The sequence below is a fragment of the Pseudideonella sakaiensis genome (assembly GCF_048320135.1).
GTDB lineage: Bacteria > Pseudomonadota > Gammaproteobacteria > Burkholderiales > Burkholderiaceae_C > Ideonella_A > Ideonella_A sakaiensis_A.
This window is the reverse complement of record NZ_CP182947.1, coordinates 925,466-942,668: the sequence shown is the minus strand read 5'-3', so window position 1 is coordinate 942,668 and position 17,203 is coordinate 925,466. Positions and strand designations below refer to the sequence as shown.

Genomic DNA, 17,203 nt, shown 5'->3' with positions numbered 1-17,203 from the left:
TCAGGCCACCGCGCGCTGTTCGCCGGCGCCGAAAAGGTTGCTGGTGCAGCGTCCGCAGATCGTCGGATGCTGCGGATCGTGGCCGACGTCGTCGCGGTAGTGCCAGCAGCGTTCGCATTTTGTCGCCGTCGATGGTGTCACCGTCACCTGCACGCCTTCGGCGGCATCGCCGAGTTCTGCCTGTGAGGTGATCATCACGAAGCGCAGCGCATCGCCAAGGCTTTGCAGCAGCGCCCGGTCTTCGGCATCGGCATCGATGCGCACCGTGGCCTGCAGCGACGAACCGACCGCGCCGGCCGAGCGCACCGTCTCGATCTCCTTGTTGACGACGTCGCGGATGCGGCGGATGCGCTCCCACTTTGCAAGCAGCGTCTCGTCGACCCATTCCGCGGTATCGACATAGGTCTCGGTGAAGATCGACGCCGATTGGCCCGGTGCAAAAATCGGCCAGGCCTCCTCGGCAGTGAAGCTGAGAAAGGGCGCCATCCAGCGCAGCATCGCCGAGGTGATGTGCCACAACGCGGTCTGCGCGCTGCGCCGCGCGGCGCTGTCCGGCGCGCTGGTGTAGAGCCTGTCCTTCAGCACGTCGAGGTAGAAAGCGCCGAGGTCCTCGCTGCAATAGATCTGCAGCTTCGCGACCACCGGATGGAATTCGTAGACCTCGTAGTGGGCGAGGATGTCGGCCTGCAGTTGTGCCGCGCGCGCCAGCGCATAACGGTCGACCTCGAGCATGTCCGCAAGCGCAACCGCATCGCGTGCTGGATCGAAATCCGAGGTATTGGCGAGCAGGAAACGCAGCGTGTTGCGGATCCGCCGGTAGGCGTCGACGACGCGGGCCAGGATCTTGTCGTCGCCGGCGATGTCGCCCGAATAGTCGGATGCGGCGACCCACAGCCGGATGATCTCGGCGCCGAGCGACGAGCTGACCTTTTGTGGCTCGATGCCGTTGCCGAGCGACTTGCTCATCTTGCGGCCCTGGCTGTCGACGGTGAAACCGTGCGTCAGCAGGCCGCGATAGGGCGCGCGGCCGTGCAGCGCGCATGCCAGAAGCAGTGAACTGTGGAACCAGCCGCGGTGCTGGTCATGGCCCTCGAGATAGAGATCGGCTTCCGGACCGTCGCGGTGGTGGCCGCCCGGATGCTGGCCGCGCAGCACGTGCCAGAACGTCGATCCGGAATCGAACCAGACCTCGAGGATGTCGCTGCTCTTCGTATAGTGCGCCGCATCCTCGGCGCCGAGGATCTGCTCGGCGGTGACGCGGCTCCAGGCCTCGATGCCGCCGGCCTCGACGATGTCGGCGGCCTGATCCAGGATTTCCATCGTCCGCGGATGCAGTTCGCCGCTGTCCTTGTGCAGGAAAAAAGGCAGCGGCACGCCCCAGCTGCGCTGCCGGCTGATGCACCAGTCGGGCCGGTTTGCGATCATGTCGCGCAACCGCGCGCGGCCGTTTTCCGGGTAGAAGCCGGTCTGGTCGATGGCGTCGAGCGCCATCTGGCGCAGCGTGCGCGGCGCCTTGTCCTTCGTGAAGACGCCAACGCCTTCGTCCATGCGGACGAACCATTGCGCGGCTGCGCGGTAGATCACCGGCGTCTTGTGGCGCCAGCAGTGCGGGTAGCTGTGGCTGATGCCTTCGGTTGCGAACAGGCGGTCGGCATTGCGCAGCGCGTCGATGATCTGCGGCACCGCCTTCCAGATATTCTGGCCGCCGAACAGCGGGAAGTCGGCCGCATACGCGCCGTTGCCTTGAACCGGGTTCAGGATGTCGTCGTATTTCAGCCCGTGCTGGACGCAGGAGTTGAAGTCGTCAAGGCCGTAGGCGGGCGATGAATGGACGATGCCGGTGCCGTCGTCTGCGGTCGCATAGTCGGCGAGGTAGACGGGGCTCAGGCGGTCGTAGCCGGCATCGACATGCGCCAGCGGATGGCGGAACTGGATGCCGCCGAGTTTTTCGCCGCTGACGGTGGCGATCACCTTCCCGGTCAGGCCATAGCGCTCGAGGCATTTGTCGACCAGCGACGCCGCCAGCACCAGCAGCCCGCGTTCGGTGTCGACCAGCGAATAGTCGAGCGTCGGGTTCAGGTTCAGCGCCTGGTTCGCCGGGATCGTCCACGCGGTGGTGGTCCAGATCACGATGAAGGCGTCCTTGTCGAGCCGGGTCAGCCCGAAGGCGCTGGCCAGCCGTTCCGGCTCGGCACACAGGAAGCCGACGTCGAGCGTCTGGCTTTTCTTGTCGGCATATTCGATCTCGAATTCGGCCAGCGACGAGCCGCAGTCGAAACACCAGTAGACCGGCTTCAGTCCGCGATAGACGAAGCCGCGTTCGATCACCCGCTTGAACGCGCGGATCTCGCCGGCCTCGTTGGCCGGATCCATCGTCGCATAGCGATTCGCCCAGTCGCCGAGCACGCCGAGGCGCTTGAAATCGGCCATCTGCAGCGCGATCTGTTCGGTGGCATAGGCGCGGCTCTTCGCCTGCATGTCGTCGCGGCTGAGGTTGCGGCCATGCTTCTTCTCGATCGCATTCTCGATCGGCAGGCCGTGGCAGTCCCAGCCGGGTACGTAGCGCGCGTCGAAGCCTTTCAGCTGGCGCGCCTTGGTGATCATGTCCTTCAGCACCTTGTTGACGGCATGACCCATGTGGATCGCGCCGTTGGCATACGGCGGGCCGTCGTGCAGCACGAACAGCGGCGCGCCGTGGCGCGCATCGCGCAGCAGCTTGTAGCGGCCTTGCTCATCCCAGTCCTTGATCCAGCCCGGTTCGCGCTTCGGCAGGTCGCCGCGCATCGGGAACGGGGTGTCGGGCAGGTTCAGCGTCTTGCGGTAGTCGACGGCGGCGCCGCTGGCTGCCGGTGTGGCGCTGGCGGCCTTGGCAGCAGAAGGGGTGTCAGCCATGGCAATTCCTTGGGCGGCGTGCAAGCCGGCTCGGCGGCTGGCACGAAATCGGGTGAACGGGCGGTCTGGGCAGATCGGCGGATCCGCGCTGGCGGGCAAACCGTCTGCGACGGCGGCGGGCGGCAGGCGGCCGCCGCGTCAAATTCGATCGCGGGTGGTCTGGCGTTGCATGGCCGATGGCCGGCATGGCGCATCGGCGCCCTGGGATTGTCGTCTGAAGGTCACAGCCATGCCCGATTCTAGTGTGGCGGCCGCGGGGCCGCTGCCGGCGCATGGGCTGCGAACCAGGCCCTGGCATCGGCCTCGTCGCGGGCGATGCCATCGCGCAGCGCGTCGAGCGTCGGGTAGTGGCGCTCGTCGTGCAGCTTGTGCAGCAGTTCGACGCGGATGCAGCGGCCATAACCGCCATCGCTGCCGAGGGCCGCCGGCCAGTCGAGGCAGTGGGTTTCGAGCAGCACGCGGCCGGCATCCTCGACGCTCGGCCGCACGCCGAGGCTGGCGACGCCCTGCAGCGGATGGGCGGCAAGGCCGATCACGCGCACGACGAAGATGCCCGATGCAGCGGGCCGGGCATGGCCGAAGCGCAGGTTCAGCGTCGCAAAGCCCAGCTCGCGGCCGAGCTTGCGGCCGTGCATCACGTGCCCGCTGATCGCATACGGGCGGCCGAGCAGCGACGCCGCACGCGCCATGTCACCGGCCGCCAGCGCCTCGCGCACGGCCGAGCTGCTGACCCGCAGGCCATGCACCTCGTAACTCTGCATCCGCGCAACGTCGAAGCCGTGGCGATCGCCGGCAGCGTCGAGCATCGCGTAATCCCCGGCGCGTCGCGCGCCGAAGCGGAAATCGTCGCCGACCAGCACATATTTCGCGTGCACGCCATCGAGCAGCACCCGCTCGATGAACTGGTCCGGTGTCAGCGACGCAAGCCGCTGATCAAAACGCAGCAGCACCACCTGGTCGATGCCGCAGCGTTCGAGTTCGAGAAGCTTGTCGCGCAGCGTCGAGACGCGTGCCGGCGCGAGCTCCGGCTTCCCCGCAAGCCGCGCGAAATGGTCGCGCGGATGGGGCTCGAAGCTGAGCACGCAACTGCTGACCCGGCGGTGCCGGGCCTCGTTGGTCAGCAGCGCGAGCATCGCCTGGTGGCCGCGGTGCACGCCATCGAAATTGCCGATCGTCAACGCGCACGCGGATGCGATCTCGGGTGAGCAAAAGCCGCGGAACAGACGCATGGTCACCGATTATCGGCCGCTGCCGGCAGGCCGAGGGCGCTGCGGTCGGTGTCGGAAAGCCAGCGCCACTGCCCCGGCGCCAGAGCGGCCGGCAATTCGACACCGCCGATCGCGCTGCGGTGCAGCGTCTCGACCCGGTTGCCGACCGCCGCCAACATCCGCTTGACCTGGTGGTATTTGCCTTCGGTCAGCGTCAGCCGCAGGCTGGTTTCGCCGCTGATCTCGCAGGCCGCGGCGCGCACCGTTGCCGGATCGTCGACCAGCTTGACGCCGGCGAGCAGCCGCTCGACCTGCTGCGCATCGACCGGGTGCTTGCAGCCGACCTCGTAGACCTTCGGCACGTGGCGTTTTGGCGATGTCAGGCGGTGGATCAGTGCGCCGTCGTCGGTCATCAGCAGCAGCCCGGTGGTATCGGCATCGAGCCGGCCGACCGGCTGCACGCCGCGGCTGCGCAGCGGCGGCGGCAGCAGGCTCAACACGCCGGGATGGTGTTTCGGCTTCTGCGAACATTCATAGCCGGCCGGCTTGTTCAGCATCAGCAGCGCTTTCAGATGGACTTCCCAGTGCTGGCCGCGCACGCTCAATTGCAGCCCGGCCGGGTCGAATTCGGCATCGGGGTCGTCGATCACCGCGCCATCGTGGCTGACCAGCCCGGCCAGCACCAGCGCATCGCATTCGCGGCGGGTGCCGAAACCTTGCGTAAAAAGGATCTGATTCAGTCGCATCGGGCGATTTTGCGCTGCGCGCGGGCTCGACAGCCGTTCAGTGGGTCAGCTCGAGCGTCACCGTGTGATTCGCCGCTGCCGGCCAGAGCCGGCCGACGATGCGTTCGCCGTTGAAACTGCCAGCCACCGGCCGGTTGTCGCTGTCGAAGACCAGCAGCTTCGATGCCGAGACGCCGGCGACGCCGGCCGGAATCCCGGGCGGCGGGTTCTTGTTGTCGAGGCTGATCTCGTCGCGTGGAATGCCGAAATAGCCGCGCGGCCGTGTCAGCGTGACGATTGCCTTCGCATCGCGGTCGGCCGGCGCGATCCGCTCGGCGCGCAGGTGCACCAGCCCCGACGAGCGCGGAAACGGCGAGCGGTAGACATGGGTGTTTGCAAACCCCGGCGCTGCGACGACAAACTCGAGCGGTGTCGTCGGATCGGTCTCGAGCGGCCCCCATTGGCCATCGGCGCTGATCGTCTTGCTCAGCAGCGCGCCACCGCGGCGCTGACCGCTTGCCGGATCAACCGCAAAGACCTCGACGTTGGCGCCGACCAGCGGCAGGTTGTTCGCGAAATTGCCGCCGCCGGGCTGGTTCGCAAGGCCCGAGCCGAATACGAAACCGTTCAGCCAGACCCGGTTTTCCGGCGTGATCGCGAGCGTCGTCGGCGGCCTTCCGGTCAGAAAGCGGAAGGTCTGTTCGAAGGCCTGCGCGCCATACGATGTTTCGCGGTGGTCGATTCCCGGGATCACGACATTGCTCGCGCCTTTCAGCGCCGGGCCGTCGTAGCTGACGTTGGTCGGCTTGCCCTTCGCGCCGATCCACTCGCCGGTTGGCTGGGCAAACTTGTCGTTGTTGTCGGAGCGGATCGTCAGCCATTGGACGCCCGGCGTCACTTCCAGGCCGGCCGCGCCACGCGGCCGATTCAACCGTGTCAGGAACGGCCCGGCGCCGTTGAATTCATTGCCAGGCCGGTCGCCCGCATCGGCACGCACACCGTGGTTCGGCGTGCCGCCGAGCACCGCATGCGATACCTTCGCCGCGGCGCTGGCGCCGCCTTCGTCGAGGTAGCTGCGCACCGCATAGCCGCCGCGCGAATTGGCGATCAGGATCACACGGCTCGCACCGGTCGACCGGCGCACGCGCTCGATCTGCGCAGCAAGTTGCTGTCGCGCCTCCGCGGTCGAGGTGCGACCGGGCTGGGCAACGGCGTCGTCGTCGCGCGCCAGCGGATAGGCCAGGTCATAGGCAAACAGTCGATCACGCGGCCAGCCGTTGCTTTCGAAGCGCCAGACCGTCGTCTGCCACAGCGAGGCGTTGTCGCCGTTGCCGTGGACGAAGATGATTGGTGGTGGTCCTGCCGGCGCCGCCTTGCCTGCAAACGGCAGGCGCATGCTGCCGCAGCCGGCAAGCAGCAGCGACGCGGAAAGAAGATACGGCAGCAGGAATTGGCGGCGGCGAAAGGTCGTCATCGGTCGGGGTCGAAAGGGTGGAGGCAGGGAAAGGCAGGCGAGCTGCGGTGCGCGGATCGTCAACCGTCGGCGCGGCCGACCAGGTCAACTGCAGCGGGCAGATAGGGCAGGTCGGGCCGGTCGAGCGTTTGTGCCGCGAGCACGCCGCGCAACACCGCCTCGGCCGTCACCTCGGCGGCCAAGGCGCCGAGCCGGCCGAGGTGAGCGGCATCGATGCTGCTGCCCGCGCGACCGGTTGCCAGCGCAAAAATCGTATCGCCGTCGCTCGGCGTGTGGACCGGGTTGATGCTGCGCGCAAAGCCGTCGTGGGCCATCTGCGCGAGCTTGTTGACCTGAGCCTTGGTCAGCTTCGCGTCGGTCGCAACCACCGCCAGCGTCGTTGCCGCGCCGATTGCCGGCGGCTTCGACGGCACCGCGCCGCGCAGCGCGGCGATGCTGTCGAGCAGCGAACGGCCGTCGGCGCTGCGTGCTCCGGCGACCAGACGTCCGTCGCGTGGATCGCGCACGTCGCCAACCGCATTGACGACGACCAGCGCAGCGACCGTGATGCCGTCGACGCGCAGCGACGCCTGGCCGAGCCCGCCGCGCATCGCCCGGTCGGCGCCGAACAGCTTGCCGACCGTCGCGCCGCAGCCGGCGCCGATATTGCCTTCGGCGACGCTCGCCTTGCCATTGCGCGTCGTCGCATCGTCACAGGCGGCATATCCGGACGCGCGACCGGGCCGGACCGACGATTCGCCGACCCACAGGTCGAACAGCACCGCCGCCGGCACGATCGGCACCTTGACCGGGCCCACGGCGACGCCGATGCCGCGCTCGTCGAGCCACTGCATCACGCCGCCGGCCACATCGAGGCCGAATGCGCTGCCGCCACTCAGGACAATCGCGTGTACCTTCTCGATCGTATTCAGCGGCGACAGCAGATCGGTTTCGCGCGTGCCGGGTGCCGCGCCGCGCACATCGACGCCGCCAGCCGCACCATCGAGCGCGAGCACGACGGTGCAGCCGGTCGGGCGCCGGGTTTCGTCGTGGTGGCCGAGCCTCAGCCCGCCGACATCGCAGAGCCCGCCGAACAGCGGCGTATCGTTCTCAGGCGAAGACGCCGGCATTCGCCTGCATCCGCTTCGACACCTCGCCGAGGTGGAACAAGCCGTCGCCGAACTGCATCTCGATCATCGTCAGCCGCTTGAAATAGTGGCTCGCGATGTATTCGTCGGTGACACCGATGCCGCCGTGCAACTGCACGCATTGCTGGCCGACGAAGCGCACCGACTGGCAGATCTGGACCTTGGCCTGGGCAATCGCGCGGCGCCGCGATTCCGGCGGATCGGTCAGCTTCAGGCTCGCGTAATAACTCATCGAGCGGCCGAGTTCGAGCTGCATCTTGACGTCGGCGACGCGGTGCCGCAAGGCCTGGAAGGTGGCGATGGCGACCCCGAACTGCTTGCGCGTATTCATGTACTCGACCGTCACCGCGAGCATCTTTTCCATCACGCCAACCGCCTCGGCGCACAGGGCCGCGATGCCGGCATCGACCGCGTGCTCGAGCACCGCGAGGCCATCGCGGGTGATCAGACTGGCCGGCGCCGATTTGAACGCGACCTCGGCGGCGCGCGCGCCATCCTGGGTCGGGTAGGCGCGCACGTCGACACCGTCGGCCGATTTGTCGACGAGCAGCAAGGCGATGCCTTCCGGCGAGTCGTCGGCACCGGAAATCCGGGCCGGCACGATGAAGGCATCGGCCTCGTCGCCAGCCGGCACCAGGCTTTTCTGGCCGTCGATGCGCCACTGGCCGTCTTTTTCGGTTGCGCGGGTCGTCACGTGATCGAGCCGGTAACGCGCAGCGCGCTCCTGGTGCGCGAGCACCACCAGTGCCGAGCCGTCGGCGATCTTCGGCAGCCATTCGCCCTGCAGCGCGTCATCGGCTGCCGACAGCAGCGTCGGCGTGATCAACGCGCCTTGCGCAAACGGTGCATTGACGAGGCCACGGCCGAGTTCCTCGGCGACGACCATCGCTTCGACCGCACCGAAGCCCATGCCGCCGTGCGCTTCCGGCACCGCCAGCCCGGTCAGCCCGAGCTCGGCCAGTTCGCCATACACCTCCCGCGTCGCGCCACCCGCCTTCGCAATGCCATGCCGGCGCTCGAAGCTGAAACCCTTCTCGACCCAGCGGCCGACCGCCTCGCGCAGCGATTGCTGGTCGTCTGAAAATTCGAAGTCCATGATCAAAAACCCTCAGGTCTGTCTGACTGGAACCCCTTTCCTCCCGGAGGAAAGGGGCAGGGGAAAGGAGCCCAAATGACATTGCGCGCGCAACAGCGCCACGCAGCGGGGTTGGGCATCAGCCCAACACCGTCTGCGCGACGATGTTGCGCTGCACCTCGTTCGAGCCGCCATAGATCGTCGTCTTGCGCAGGTTGAAATAGGTTCCGGCCAGCGGTGCCGCATGCGCGGCGCCGACATGGTCGCCCTGCCAGCCGGCTTCCATCGCCTCCTTGATGAACGGCAGGCTGTACGGGCCGGCTGCCAGCATCATCAGCTCGCTGTAGCGCTGCTGGATCTCGCTGCCGCGGATCTTCAGCAGACCGGCGACATCGAGCGACTGCTTGCCGCTTTTTTCTGCCGACAATACGCGCAGCACCATCATCTCGAGTGCGACGATCTCGACCTCGAGCCCGGCGACCTCGTCGCGGAAGCGGCCGTCGTCGTGGGGGCCGTCGATCAGCCCTTCATCCTTCGCGATGCGCTTGAGCCGCGCCAGCTCGCGTTTCGAGCGGTTGACGTCGGCAATGTTGGTTCTCTCGTGCGCGAGCAGGTGCTTCGCATAGGTCCAGCCCTTGTTTTCTTCGCCGACCAGGTTTTCGGCCGGCACCTCGACATCGTCGAACCAGACCTCGTTCACCTCGTGACCGCCGTCGAGCATGATGATCGGCTTGACGCTGACGCCGGGGCTTTTCATGTCGATCAGCAGAAAGCTGATGCCGGCCTGCGGCTTGCCTTCGCTGCTGGTGCGCACCAGGCAGAAGATCCAGTCGCCGTATTGGCCGAGCGTGGTCCAGGTCTTCTGGCCGTTGACGACGTATTTGTCGCCCTTGCGTTCGGCCTTGCATTTCAGCGACGCCAGATCGGAGCCGGCTCCGGGCTCGCTGTATCCCTGGCTCCACCAGACATCGCCGCTCATGATGCCGGGCAGATGGCGCTCCTGCTGCTCGGGGCTGCCGAAGGCCATGATCACCGGCGCGACCATCACCGGACCGAACGGCGCGACGCGCGGCGCGCCGGCCATCGCACATTCCTCCTCGAAGATGTGGCGCTGGATCACGTTCCAGCCCGGGCCGCCGAATTTTTTCGGCCAGCCCCAGCCGTGCCAGCCTTGTTTGCCAAGGATCTTCGCCCAGCGCTGCATGTCGTCGCGCGTCAGGTGCAGCGCGTTGTGCACCTTGTGGCTGATGTCCTTCGGCAGATTGGCTGCCACCCAGGCGCGGATCTCGTCGCGGAATGCGCGTTCCTCGGCGGTGAAATTCAGGTCCATGGCTTTGTCTCCTTGCGAGGCATGATGCGCTCAGGCGGTGGCCGCGTCACCATCGCCGTTTGTAGCATGCCGAAGCCCCTCTGCTGACCTCGTGGCGCCAAGCGGGTGCGGCGCGCGGTTGCCGTCGCGGCCTGGTCCCGGCTTTTGGCAGCGCAGCCGATTGATGCTCAGGGACGCTTCTCGAGCGTCATCGTGTCGTTGTCGCGGCGCATCTGGAAGCGGCCGAGAAAACTGTTGCCGAGCAGCACATGGTCCATCTGCGCCGGCATCACCACCGCGTCGACATCGTTGATCTGCACGTCGCCGATGCGCACACTGGCCAGACGCACGCTGTGCGCCGGTACCGTGCCATTGGCGGTGCGGACAAGACCGCGCGGTGCATCGCGGTAGGCAAGGCCGATTCGTTCGGCTTCACCCTGGCTCAGCGAGACCACACTGGCGCCGGTGTCGACCAGAAAGCGCACCGGTCGTCCATTGATCGAGCCGAGGCCGATAAAGTGGCCGCCGCTGCCCATGTTGAGCACGATGCGCGTGCCCTGGCCCGATGTCGGCGCGCCGCCCAGATCGATCGGCGTATCGCCGATCCGCAGCGTCATGCGCCGGCCATCGACCTCGACCACCGCGGAGTCGTCGCCGAGGCTGAGCAGCTTGACGCCTTGCCGGCTCGATCCGACCGCCAGCGGTTGCACCTTGCCATCGATGACCAGCACCGCGGTATTGCCCATGCGGCCATTCAGCGCAACCTGCGTGCCCGCCATCGCCGACAGCGCGCCGCACGCCGCGAGCAGCACCACCAGCGTTCGCGCGGCGCGGGCCGGGCCCATCGTCTTCAGTCGCGGAAATTGTCGAACGACAGCGGCACGTCGGCGACTTCCTTGCGCAGCAGTGCGATCGCTGCTTGCAGATCATCGCGCTTGCCGCCGGTGACACGCACCGTATCGCCCTGGATCGACGCCTGCACCTTCATCTTGCTCTGCTTGATCAGCGTCTGCATCTTCTTCGCGATATCTGAATCGATGCCGCTCTTGACGACCAATACCTGCTTGACCTTGTCGCCGCCGATCTTCTCGATCTTTGCGCTGCGGTCGATGAAACGCACGTCGACGTTGCGTTTGGTCAGCTTGGCCAGCAGCACGTCCATCACCTGGCCGATCTGGAAGTCGCTGTCGCCGTAGATCGTCACTTCCTTTTCCTTCAGTTCGACGGCGGCCGAAGTCCCCTTGAAGTCGAAGCGGGTGCCGATCTCCTTGGCGGTCTGGTCGACGGCATTGCGGACCTCGACCAGGTCGGGATCGATCTTGGCGTCAAAACTGGGCATTGTGGTTGTCTCCGGAGGTTGTCGTCCAATCTTCAGGCCATGCGATGGCCGGCATCGGACGTATCGGTGAAAATTCTGCCATGCAAACTGAAACAGGCGTCAGCCTGAAACCGTATAACAGCTTTGGCCTGCCGGCCGTCGCCGAGACGCTGGTGCGCATCCGCAGCGATGCCGACGTGCGCCGCGTCGTCGACGACCCGGCGCTTGGCCGCGCGCCGAAATTCATCCTCGGCGGCGGCAGCAACATCATCCTGACGCGCGACATGCCGCAGACGGTGCTGAAGGTCGAGGTGCCCGGCCGGCGCCTCGTCGAGGAACGCGACGACGCCTGGATCGTCGAGGCCGGTGCCGGCGAATCGTGGCACGACTTCGTGATGTGGACGCTGGAACAGGGTTTCCCGGGGCTGGAGAACCTGGCGCTGATACCGGGCACCGTCGGCGCCTCGCCGGTCCAGAATATCGGCGCCTACGGCCTCGAGTTGCGCGAACGCTTCGAATCGCTCGACGGTGTCGACCTGCGCACCGGCCTCGGTGTGACGATCGGGCCGGAGATGTGTGCCTTCGGCTACCGCGACAGTGTCTTCAAGCATTCGCTGGCCGGCCGGGTCGTCATCACCCGGGTGCGGTTTCGGCTGCCGAAGCCATGGCGGCCGGTGCTCGGTTATCTGGAACTCGAACGAAAGGTCGCCGAGACCGGGGTCGACGAACCGGGCGCGCAGCAGATCGCCGACTGGGTGATCGCGATCCGCCGCCACAAGCTGCCCGACCCGCAGCAGCTCGGCAATGCCGGCAGCTTTTTCAAGAACCCGCTGGTTTCGCCGGAGCAGTGCCGCGACATCATCGGCCGTGACCCGGAAATCGTCCATTACCCGCTGCCCGACGGCCAGGTCAAGCTCGCCGCCGGCTGGATGATCGACGCCTGCGGCTGGAAGGGCAAATCGGTTGGCGGCGCGGCGGTCTACGACAAGCAGGCACTGGTGCTCGTCAATCGGGGCGGCGCCATCGGCTCCGAGGTGATGACGCTGGCTCGCGCGATCCAGGAGAGTGTGTATGGCCGCTTCGGCATCCGGCTCGAGCCGGAGCCGGTGGTGTTGTAGATAACATCGCGCCATGAGCCAAGTCAACGCCGACCCCCAGGAACTTGCGAAGTTCAGCGATCTGGCCCACCGCTGGTGGGATCCAGAGAGTGAATTCCGCCCGCTGCACCAGATCAATCCGCTGCGCCTCGACTGGATCGACCAGCAGGTACGGCTGGCCGGCAAGCGGGTGCTCGATGTCGGCTGCGGCGGCGGCATCCTCAGCGACTCGATGGCCCGCAAGGGCGCCAAGGTGCTCGGCATCGATCTGGCGAAAAAGGCCTTGCAGGTGGCGCAGCTGCATGCGATGGAGGCGCAGACTGCCGATGTCGACTACCGCGAGGTATCGGCGGAGGCGCTCGCGGCCGAGATGCCGGGGCAATTCGACGTCGTCACCTGCATGGAGATGCTCGAACATGTGCCCGATCCGCCGTCGATCGTGCAAGCCTGCGCAACGCTGGTCAAGCCGGGGGGCTGGGTCTTTTTCTCGACGATCTCGCGCAATCCGAAAAGCTTTCTGTTCGCGATCATCGGCGCGGAATATGTGCTGAACCTGCTGCCGCGCGGCACCCACGAATATGCGCGGTTCATCCGGCCGAGTGAACTGACGGCCGCCTGCCGCACCGCCGGGCTGCAGGTGACCGCCAGCCGTGGCCTCGAATACAACCCGCTGACGCGGCGCTACTGGTTGTCGGCCGACACCAGCGTCAACTACATGCTGGCTTGCCGGCGGCCGGCATGAGCGGCCGTCCGCTGCGGGCGGTGCTGTTCGACCTCGACGGCACGCTGGTCGACAGCGCCCCGGATCTTGCCGGCGCGGCCAACGAGATGCGCGTCGCACGCGGCTTGCCGGAAGCGGCCTACGAGTCGCTGCGCCCGGTGGTTGGCACCGGCGCACGCGGCATGCTCGGTGCGGCCTTCGGCATCGCGCCCGAGCATGAAGATTTCGTCTCGATGCGGGATGAATTTCTCAACACCTATGAGGCACGAATGACCCGGCTGACGGCGGTCTTCGAGCCGATCTGGCCGCTGCTCGACGAACTCGACCGGCGCGGCGTGCCGTGGGGCATCGTCACCAACAAGGCCGAGCGGTTTGCATTGCCGCTGGTGGCCGCGCTGCAATTGGCAGTGCGCAGTTCGGTGCTGATTGGCGGCGATACGACGCCGCATTCGAAGCCGCACCCGGCGCCGCTGCTCGAAGCGGCGCGCCGGCTTGAAGTCGAGCCGAGCGACTGCATCTATGTCGGCGATGACCTGCGCGATGTGCAGGCCGGCCGCGCCGCCGGCATGCCGACCGCGGTTGCGGCCTGGGGTTATCTCGGTCTGGGCGACGCGATCGAGCTCTGGGGTGCCGACCATCTGCTGCAAGAACCCATGCAGCTCTTGAAACTACCCCGGATGGCCTAAACTACGAGTCCTGGGGCCGACCTGGCTTCGACGCGGGTGCGGATTTGGAACAGGGCATGCCGAGCACCAGTCAGCTCGTAAATCCATCTGGAAACAAAGTAACTGCGAACGACTCTACGTACGCTCTCGCCGCTTAAAACCGGTGAGCTTCGCAACGGTTGGCCGATGGGCCGGGCTTGAGGGGTAACCCGAAAAGCTGCGAAGTCATTCACATTGGCTCGTCCCCTCTTGGGTCACTCACCTGGGGATCAAATCAAGTGACTCGGGGTTGATACAGCGTGCTGCTGCGCGGTATTGATCCTTAAAACCAAATCAGTCAGCTAAGCATGTAGAACTGCCTGATGATGGCTTGCGGACGGGGGTTCGATTCCCCCCGGCTCCACCAGATCAGCGGCCTGCAACGGCCGATAAAAAACCCCGAGCGGAGACGCCTCGGGGTTTTTTTTGCCCGCGTGCCAGGCGCTCGTCGCGATCGACAGGCCTGTGAAGAAAAGTCCTGCGTCCGTCAACGCCCGAGCTTTTCGAGCCGCGCCGGCTCGACGATCTCGATCCAGTAGCCGTCCGGGTCCTTGATGAACGCGACATCCTTCATCTTGCCCTGTTCGGGCCGTTTCACGTAGGCGACCTCGTTGGCATCGAACCAATTGATCGCCGCGTCGAGGTCGGGCACCGAGAAGCAGATGTGGCCGAAGCCTTGCGGCTGCGCATTGCCGTCGTGGTAGCTGAACTCCGGATCGTCCTCGGTGCCCCAGTTGTGGGTCAGCTCGAGGATGCCGCGCTGGCTGAATGTCCAGGCGGTGCGCTTGCCGACATCGTCCGGCGGCGAGTCGCCGGCAGTCGGGCGATGCAGGAAATAAAGAGAGAACTTCATCTCCGGGAAGTCGAGCTTGCGCAGCACGCGCATGCCGAACAGCCGGGTGTAGAAGTCGAGCGAAATGGCCGGGTCCTTCACGCGCAGCATGCTGTGGTTCAGCACGAAGCCGTCCGATTCAAGACCGGGATTGGCGCAGACGCCGGGGTGGGTTTCGGTGGTAAAGCTCATGGGCCCGAATTCTGCAGTTTTTTCCCAACCTGCCCGCGGCAGCCGACGGGCTATTTCGCGTCTGCCTCTGCTCCGCTCTTGATCTGCTCGCGCGGCAACGCGACATGCACCTTGCGTTCGTGCCAGTCGATCTCGCGGATCGTCGGCAGGTCGATCCGGACATGTTTGCCAGGTAGCCAGTTGCGCGTATCGATGATCATCTCGCGAACCTGCCAGGTCTGTGGATCGATGCCGAAGTCACTGACATGGCCGATCTCGCCATCGGTGGCCTGGATGTGGTAGCCGACGATCTCGGCCACGCTGCGCAGATGTGAATCCTGCGCCGCGCTGGCCGGATCCGCGGCATGCGCCGCACGGCGCGCTTCGCGCATCGCCTCATTGATCGGTATCAGGCCGGTGCCCGAGAAACCAGCCTCGAACCAGTAGGTGGGGTAACCGTAATGCGACGCCAGATCGGCCTCGTGTTGCCGCGAAACAGGACGGTGGGTCTCCGACCGCGGGCTGTTCTCGACCTGCTCGCGAGACAGCGTCGCCGGTATCGGCCCTTCGCGCGACGAGCCGGCACCGAGCGACTGAGGCGAAATCAGCACGCTGCGGCTGCTGAGCCAGCTGCCGGTGTCGACGACCAGATAGCGCACGGTCCAGGTATCGTCGTCGAAATAGAGGTCGGTCACCTTGCCGACTTCGCCATCGCTGGCGCTCAAAGTGCGCCCGATCAGATCCTTGTTGCGGTAGAGCATGGTCGATCTCCTGCTGCGTGAGCCTTGAGGGCCTTGATGCCGGCATGGCTCGACGAGCCTGCTGGCGCGATGGTGAACGCATCAATGGTGACGCATGCAGCGTGGGATCGCAATCCGCGGCGATTGTTCCGGATCGCCTGCGACAAAAAGAAGAGGGCCGCCGACCCCAGCTTCGATCGAAGCTCAGGTCGGCGGCCCGTTCGAACCGCCCGCGGCGTGCGCGACGCCGCGAAGACGATCAGGCGGCCGCGGCGGCGGCCTCTGCCTTGCGCGAAACCCGGCGCGCGGCATTCGAGGTCTTGCCGGCGGCTTCGCCGACAGCTGCCTCGACCTGCGCGCTGGCCGACTTGGCCTTGCGCGAGACGCGGCGGGCGGCGTTCGAAGTGTCGGTCGCCACTTCAGCGATCGCCTTGTTGACACGCTTGGTGGCGGTCTTCGTGACGCGCTTGCGGGTCGCCGCGGCCTTGCGGGTGGTGGTCTTCAGCTTGCGGGTCGCGACGGCCTTCGCCGGCACCGCGCTGCCGGCAACACGCGTCACCAGCATGCTGCTGCCTTCTTCGATCTTCTCGGCCAGCTTGACGACGATGCTGGCGGCCGGCATCGCGACACGGGTCAGCGTGTCGAGTGCATTCAGCTTGGTGGCACGGTCGAGGCGCTCGGCATTGGACGCCACGATGCCGACACCCTTGTTCGCCAGGTCGACGGCCACGCCGACGAAGCCTTGGGCGCGTTCGGTACCGAAGTGCACACCCTTCACGTAGTAGCTGCTCATGCGCTGCTGGGTGCCGATCAGGTTCGAGCGCAGGTCCTTGCGCAGCACCGAGGCACCGCGGTTGACGGCGCTGGCAAAGCGGTCGTCGACGAAGCCGATGAAGCGCTCGCCGCCGAAACGGTAGCTGTTGATGACGTTGGTCGCAGTGATGCCGTAGGTGTTGATGACTTCGTTGGCGACGCTGGAAAGGTTTTTCGTGGACATGGCTGACTCCTTTGGTTGATTGGCCTACCCGACCGCGAGATCCGCTTTTCAGGAAGCGCCTCCAATCGGAATGCCTGTACTGTGCCGGGGAGCCGTAGAGGGCGCACCCCATTTCTGGGGTATTCCCTAGAGTGCCTGCCCTAGGCTTGCACGGCGTCTACGCATCGCTGAACCGACTGCAACGATGTCATGTCCAGTGGTGAGACGAGGTGGCTGCGGCGTGATCGGGCATCATTGCACCCGTTCCCCAGGACCACCGGACCTCACACATGAACCTCTTTGATCTGCTGCATGAAAGCCACGAGCGCCAGCGTCAGCTGACTCGCCAGTTGACTTCCGCTCGCGCGTCCGCCGCGACACGGGAGGCCGTCTTTCTGCAGTTGAAGGTCGAACTCGAAGCCCATGCGGCGGCCGAGGAGCGCTTTCTCTATGTGCCGATGCTGATGACCGATGGCGGGCTGCTGGCCTCACGCCATGCGCTGTCGGAACACCATGACATCGACGAACTGTGCGAGGAACTGAGCGTTTCCGACAAGTCCGGCGATGCCTGGCTGGAAACTGCGAAGGCGCTTTCGCACAAGGTGCGCCATCACCTGAAGGAAGAGGAAAGCAAGTTTTTCAAGGTTGCCGGCCGGCTGATTTCCGACCCGCAGAAGGCCTTGCTGGCGAAGCGTTATCAAAAGGATCTGCTGCGCATGCGCAAGAAGGGTGCCGAGGAGTTTGCGACGCTGGTGGTCGGTCGCGACGGCCAGGTCGGACTCGCCGACTGATCCGGTTGGCCGCAGCGGGCGGTGTTGCCGCGCCGCGATGCGA

Annotated in this window: 16 protein-coding genes and 1 other RNA gene; 5 read left to right on the top strand and 12 right to left on the bottom strand. The window is 66.1% G+C overall.

Features of this window, described 5'->3' with window-relative positions; translation table 11 throughout:
- From ileS to ACNH6H_RS04015, 9 genes are all read right to left on the bottom strand, one after another.
- The gene (gene ileS, locus ACNH6H_RS04055) at nt 1-2,892 is read right to left on the bottom strand and encodes an isoleucine--tRNA ligase (protein ID WP_418315853.1); all 2,892 of its coding nucleotides are present in this window, start codon (nt 2,890-2,892) and stop codon (nt 1-3) included.
- 239 nt (nt 2,893-3,131) lie between these two features.
- Entirely contained in the window at nt 3,132-4,121 is a 990-nt protein-coding gene (locus ACNH6H_RS04050) for a bifunctional riboflavin kinase/FAD synthetase (protein ID WP_418315851.1), read from the bottom strand.
- 2 nt (nt 4,122-4,123) lie between these two features.
- The gene (locus ACNH6H_RS04045; RefSeq protein ID WP_418315849.1) at nt 4,124-4,846 is read right to left on the bottom strand and encodes a pseudouridine synthase; all 723 of its coding nucleotides are present in this window, start codon (nt 4,844-4,846) and stop codon (nt 4,124-4,126) included.
- A 37-nt stretch (nt 4,847-4,883) separates the two neighbouring features.
- Nucleotides 4,884-6,299 (bottom strand): twin-arginine translocation pathway signal, encoded by a 1,416-nt coding sequence (locus ACNH6H_RS04040; RefSeq protein ID WP_418315847.1) that lies wholly within the window; start codon nt 6,297-6,299, stop codon nt 4,884-4,886.
- A 59-nt stretch (nt 6,300-6,358) separates the two neighbouring features.
- A complete protein-coding gene (locus ACNH6H_RS04035) occupies nt 6,359-7,408 on the bottom strand; it encodes a P1 family peptidase (protein WP_418315845.1) in 1,050 nt (349 codons plus the stop codon).
- Complete coding sequence (locus tag ACNH6H_RS04030) at nt 7,389-8,522, bottom strand: acyl-CoA dehydrogenase family protein (protein WP_418315843.1); 1,134 nt, start codon at nt 8,520-8,522, stop codon at nt 7,389-7,391. Before ACNH6H_RS04030 ends, ACNH6H_RS04035 begins: the two co-directional genes overlap by 20 nt.
- Nucleotides 8,523-8,640: 118 nt before the next feature.
- Nucleotides 8,641-9,831 carry an acyl-CoA dehydrogenase family protein gene (locus tag ACNH6H_RS04025; RefSeq protein WP_418315841.1) on the bottom strand — a complete coding sequence of 397 codons (1,191 nt, stop codon included), beginning with the start codon at nt 9,829-9,831 and terminating at the stop codon, nt 8,641-8,643.
- Nucleotides 9,832-9,998: 167 nt separating this feature from the next.
- Complete coding sequence (locus ACNH6H_RS04020) at nt 9,999-10,655, bottom strand: retropepsin-like aspartic protease family protein (RefSeq protein WP_418315839.1); 657 nt, start codon at nt 10,653-10,655, stop codon at nt 9,999-10,001.
- A 5-nt stretch (nt 10,656-10,660) separates the two neighbouring features.
- Complete coding sequence (locus tag ACNH6H_RS04015) at nt 10,661-11,149, bottom strand: YajQ family cyclic di-GMP-binding protein (RefSeq protein WP_418315838.1); 489 nt, start codon at nt 11,147-11,149, stop codon at nt 10,661-10,663.
- A gap of 80 nt (nt 11,150-11,229) precedes the next feature.
- On the opposite strand from ACNH6H_RS04015, the gene murB reads away from it, so the two are divergent.
- The 4 genes from murB (at nt 11,230) to ssrA (ending at nt 14,017) form a co-directional block, all read left to right on the top strand.
- A complete protein-coding gene (murB, locus tag ACNH6H_RS04010; RefSeq protein ID WP_418315836.1) occupies nt 11,230-12,246 on the top strand; it encodes a UDP-N-acetylmuramate dehydrogenase in 1,017 nt (338 codons plus the stop codon).
- A 13-nt stretch (nt 12,247-12,259) separates the two neighbouring features.
- The gene (gene ubiG, locus ACNH6H_RS04005; protein ID WP_418315834.1) at nt 12,260-12,967 is read left to right on the top strand and encodes a bifunctional 2-polyprenyl-6-hydroxyphenol methylase/3-demethylubiquinol 3-O-methyltransferase UbiG; all 708 of its coding nucleotides are present in this window, start codon (nt 12,260-12,262) and stop codon (nt 12,965-12,967) included.
- Nucleotides 12,964-13,632: a phosphoglycolate phosphatase gene (gene gph / locus ACNH6H_RS04000; protein WP_418315833.1), complete on the top strand. Its 669-nt coding sequence runs from the start codon at nt 12,964-12,966 to the stop codon at nt 13,630-13,632. The genes ubiG and gph overlap by 4 nt, the downstream gene beginning before the upstream one ends.
- Before the next feature lie 12 nt (nt 13,633-13,644).
- Nucleotides 13,645-14,017, top strand: a transfer-messenger RNA (tmRNA) gene (gene ssrA, locus ACNH6H_RS03995).
- A gap of 120 nt (nt 14,018-14,137) precedes the next feature.
- On the opposite strand, the gene gloA is transcribed toward ssrA, so the two are convergent.
- The 3 genes from gloA to ACNH6H_RS03980 form a co-directional block, all read right to left on the bottom strand.
- Nucleotides 14,138-14,674 carry a lactoylglutathione lyase gene (gloA, locus tag ACNH6H_RS03990; RefSeq protein WP_418315831.1) on the bottom strand — a complete coding sequence of 179 codons (537 nt, stop codon included), beginning with the start codon at nt 14,672-14,674 and terminating at the stop codon, nt 14,138-14,140.
- Nucleotides 14,675-14,724: 50 nt separating this feature from the next.
- Complete coding sequence (locus ACNH6H_RS03985) at nt 14,725-15,414, bottom strand: PRC-barrel domain-containing protein (protein ID WP_418315829.1); 690 nt, start codon at nt 15,412-15,414, stop codon at nt 14,725-14,727.
- Nucleotides 15,415-15,652: 238 nt separating this feature from the next.
- Complete coding sequence (locus ACNH6H_RS03980) at nt 15,653-16,390, bottom strand: hypothetical protein (protein WP_418315827.1); 738 nt, start codon at nt 16,388-16,390, stop codon at nt 15,653-15,655.
- A gap of 269 nt (nt 16,391-16,659) precedes the next feature.
- Between ACNH6H_RS03980 and ACNH6H_RS03975 the strand changes: the two genes are divergently transcribed.
- The gene (locus tag ACNH6H_RS03975; RefSeq protein ID WP_418315825.1) at nt 16,660-17,160 is read left to right on the top strand and encodes a hemerythrin domain-containing protein; all 501 of its coding nucleotides are present in this window, start codon (nt 16,660-16,662) and stop codon (nt 17,158-17,160) included.
- The last annotated feature ends 43 nt before the right edge of the window (nt 17,161-17,203 follow it).

Coding starts and splice junctions, on each gene's coding strand:
- ileS (WP_418315853.1), bottom strand. CDS start 2,892: ATGGCTGACACCCCTTCTGCTGCCAAGGCCGCCAGCGCCACACCGGCA.
- ACNH6H_RS04050 (WP_418315851.1), bottom strand. CDS start 4,121: ATGCGTCTGTTCCGCGGCTTTTGCTCACCCGAGATCGCATCCGCGTGC.
- ACNH6H_RS04045 (WP_418315849.1), bottom strand. CDS start 4,846: ATGCGACTGAATCAGATCCTTTTTACGCAAGGTTTCGGCACCCGCCGC.
- ACNH6H_RS04040 (WP_418315847.1), bottom strand. CDS start 6,299: ATGACGACCTTTCGCCGCCGCCAATTCCTGCTGCCGTATCTTCTTTCC.
- ACNH6H_RS04035 (WP_418315845.1), bottom strand. CDS start 7,408: ATGCCGGCGTCTTCGCCTGAGAACGATACGCCGCTGTTCGGCGGGCTC.
- ACNH6H_RS04030 (WP_418315843.1), bottom strand. CDS start 8,522: ATGGACTTCGAATTTTCAGACGACCAGCAATCGCTGCGCGAGGCGGTC.
- ACNH6H_RS04025 (WP_418315841.1), bottom strand. CDS start 9,831: ATGGACCTGAATTTCACCGCCGAGGAACGCGCATTCCGCGACGAGATC.
- ACNH6H_RS04020 (WP_418315839.1), bottom strand. CDS start 10,655: ATGGGCCCGGCCCGCGCCGCGCGAACGCTGGTGGTGCTGCTCGCGGCG.
- ACNH6H_RS04015 (WP_418315838.1), bottom strand. CDS start 11,149: ATGCCCAGTTTTGACGCCAAGATCGATCCCGACCTGGTCGAGGTCCGC.
- murB (WP_418315836.1), top strand. CDS start 11,230: ATGCAAACTGAAACAGGCGTCAGCCTGAAACCGTATAACAGCTTTGGC.
- ubiG (WP_418315834.1), top strand. CDS start 12,260: ATGAGCCAAGTCAACGCCGACCCCCAGGAACTTGCGAAGTTCAGCGAT.
- gph (WP_418315833.1), top strand. CDS start 12,964: ATGAGCGGCCGTCCGCTGCGGGCGGTGCTGTTCGACCTCGACGGCACG.
- gloA (WP_418315831.1), bottom strand. CDS start 14,674: ATGAGCTTTACCACCGAAACCCACCCCGGCGTCTGCGCCAATCCCGGT.
- ACNH6H_RS03985 (WP_418315829.1), bottom strand. CDS start 15,414: ATGCTCTACCGCAACAAGGATCTGATCGGGCGCACTTTGAGCGCCAGC.
- ACNH6H_RS03980 (WP_418315827.1), bottom strand. CDS start 16,390: ATGTCCACGAAAAACCTTTCCAGCGTCGCCAACGAAGTCATCAACACC.
- ACNH6H_RS03975 (WP_418315825.1), top strand. CDS start 16,660: ATGAACCTCTTTGATCTGCTGCATGAAAGCCACGAGCGCCAGCGTCAG.